The following is a 2,373-nucleotide window of genomic DNA, read 5'->3' as shown; positions in this document are numbered from 1 at the left end:
GTGCCCTGCATCAACAAGCCCCGGTCACGATGCGTTGGTCATTTCCGCGAGTTCTTTTTTGCTCTCGCGTCACGCCGCCTCTATGTGACGCCGCCAGATTTGCGCGGATTTAGACCGCCATCGACAGGCGTCGCTCTTGGTCGCCGTAACTTCATGTTCGCCGGCTCCGACAGCGGAGGCGAGCGGGCCGCAGCGATGTACTCCCTCATTGGGACCGCACGTCTGAACGGTCTGGACCCCGAAGCGTATCTCGCCTGCGTGCTCGAGCACATTGCCGAGCATCCGGCCAACCGCATCGACGAGCTGCTGCCCTGGAACGTCGCACCGCACCTGCCTGCGGCCGCGAGGGCCAGGCCCATTCGGTAGCCGCTCCCTCCGCGCCCGTCAACTCCCGGAACTACGGCCTCATTCGAACGCTTACTGCCGCCGTGTAGTGTCGGTTTTACAAAGCCGCCAACACGCCTTCGACCGTCTCACTCTGAGAGACGTCGTTCGTGGACCGCATACGGAGAAACTGCCGCTTACGATTGAACCAGCCGGCCTCACGACCTCAGACTCTGGCAGCGCAGGAGGTTCATTGACCGATGGCACCTCGTTCACGATCGCCACCGGAACGAGGTGCACCGCCTCGGCTTGCTGTTCCGCCAGATACCGGCGCCGCCACGTGAACAGGAGGTTCGCGTTCAAGCCGTTCTCACGGGCCAGCCTGGCGATTGACACCCCTGGTTCGCAAGCCGCCATCGCCAGGCGACGGCGGAATTCGGGACTATGGTTCGGGCGGCCTTTACGGCTGCCGGGCCTCTGTGTTGGCTCTGACAAAATGGTGTCCACCATTTCGAAAATGATGGACATCACTTTGATGCCGATCCTCGCGGCCGTCTACGACGGCCATCGCGAGCCGCTTACGCTACAGCACCTTGCTGTTCGCTTTCGCGTGGAATTCACGTTCGATTTGGCGTGGAATATTCAGCCTCATTCGAGGCTGGCCGATCAGACACCGGATGAAGCATACTTCGCCACGCTGCCTGCGACAAAATCGGCAGCTTGATTGCCTCCAGCAATTCCACTTAAAAACTCGCAGATCCTGTCCGAACGAACGAGGCCACCTCTCGCCTTTGATGAGATTCCTATACTCCAATCACTTTGTAGTTTCAGAGCGATTTCATGGGCATAGGTTTCCGCCTGTGCCCTATGAACCTTTTATGCGGCGCCCGTCGCTGACTGGCCAAGAGCCGTTAATAGGCATCGAGCCAGAACTTGGCGGTTCGCGGGGACATTCATCATAGTTATATGGTCACCTGGAATTGGCACGGCATGAATGGCCTTTGCACTCAAAACGCGGTCCCAACCCCGCAAAGGAGAGCGTGCTTCTGGACCTGCAGAATTTTTGCGAGATCGTGCCCGGTGGCGAAGAGGTTCATTGGCATAGAATTGGTATACCTCGATTGGGAGGGACGGAACTTGATACGAGTCCAGCGCCCGTTGGAATTGTACGGCCCTTTCATACGTCAGGATGTCGTTATGCAGGTTGCGATCCAAAGGGATCACTCCAATTTTCTGTGCCTTTTCAAGGAATTTAGAAATTGAACTTCTTCCAAAGAGGCGTTCAAGTAGTTCGAACCTCTCGTCGTCTACTTCGAGAGATTCCAGGAGCACTTCTTGTATCATTTGGGTGGGCGATACGCTTGATGGATGCGAAGATAGTACAACGTCAATTAGAGCGAGGAATGAAACAGTTTCGTCTTGATCCAGTAACCGTTGCGCAATTGCGTAAGCCAAGATTCCTCCTGATGAGTATCCAGCGAGGCGATATGGACCTCGTGGCTGGATCTCTCTAATTGCCAAATTGAGTTGCGAGGCCATCTCTTTCAAAGTTGGAAATTGAACTTCACTAAATGGCGGCCATGGCAAAGCGTAGACAGGACATCCTGCGTCCATCTCCTGGACCAAACTAAGGACATAGGAGCAATCGCCAAAACCTGTGGGAACAAAGAACAGCGGCGGCTGCGATCCGGTTTCTCGAGAAACACAAATCACTCCCGAGCTGCTGGGCAGTGGTTCCAAATGAACCTTTGATGCAAGTTCCTTTAGAACGGGGGCTTGGAAGAGGTCGGCGGCGCTGAACTTGAGCCCGAGATCGACTGCGCGACTGAGCAGCCGCACCGCCAGCAGCGAGTGGCCACCCAGTTCGAAGAAGTGGTCGTGCCGCCCGACCCGCTCTAGCCCCAGAAGCTCCGCCCAGAGCTTTGCCAGCGCGGTCTCGATCTCGCCTTGCGGCGGCTCGTAGCTCCGCCGCGCATACGCCTCATCCTCCGGCGCCGGCAGCGCCTGGCGGTCCAGCTTGCCGTTCGGCGTCAAGGGCAGTGCCGCCAT

General features: G+C 57.3%; 4 protein-coding genes. 2 read left to right on the top strand and 2 right to left on the bottom strand.

Features of this window, described 5'->3' with window-relative positions:
• A partial coding sequence (locus AB4Y42_RS43770; RefSeq protein WP_368697825.1) for a transposase domain-containing protein occupies nucleotides 1-366 on the top strand: 366 nt, incomplete at its 5' end.
• 51 nt (nucleotides 367-417) lie between these two features.
• Here the strand turns inward: AB4Y42_RS43770 and AB4Y42_RS43765 are convergent.
• A complete protein-coding gene (locus tag AB4Y42_RS43765; protein WP_368697826.1) occupies nucleotides 418-741 on the bottom strand; it encodes a transposase in 324 nt (107 codons plus the stop codon).
• Between the two features lie 100 nt (nucleotides 742-841).
• On the opposite strand from AB4Y42_RS43765, the gene AB4Y42_RS43760 reads away from it, so the two are divergent.
• A complete protein-coding gene (locus tag AB4Y42_RS43760; protein ID WP_368697824.1) occupies nucleotides 842-1,048 on the top strand; it encodes a hypothetical protein in 207 nt (68 codons plus the stop codon).
• A 152-nt stretch (nucleotides 1,049-1,200) separates the two neighbouring features.
• On the opposite strand, the gene AB4Y42_RS43755 is transcribed toward AB4Y42_RS43760, so the two are convergent.
• Nucleotides 1,201-2,373, bottom strand: a 1,173-nt coding sequence (locus AB4Y42_RS43755) for a thioesterase domain-containing protein (protein ID WP_368697823.1), incomplete at its 5' end; no start/stop codon positions are given.

The organism is Paraburkholderia sp. EG286B (genome assembly GCF_040965655.1).
Lineage (GTDB): Bacteria > Pseudomonadota > Gammaproteobacteria > Burkholderiales > Burkholderiaceae > Paraburkholderia.
The sequence above is the reverse complement of the archived record's forward strand: the minus strand, read 5'-3'. Positions and strand labels throughout refer to the sequence as shown.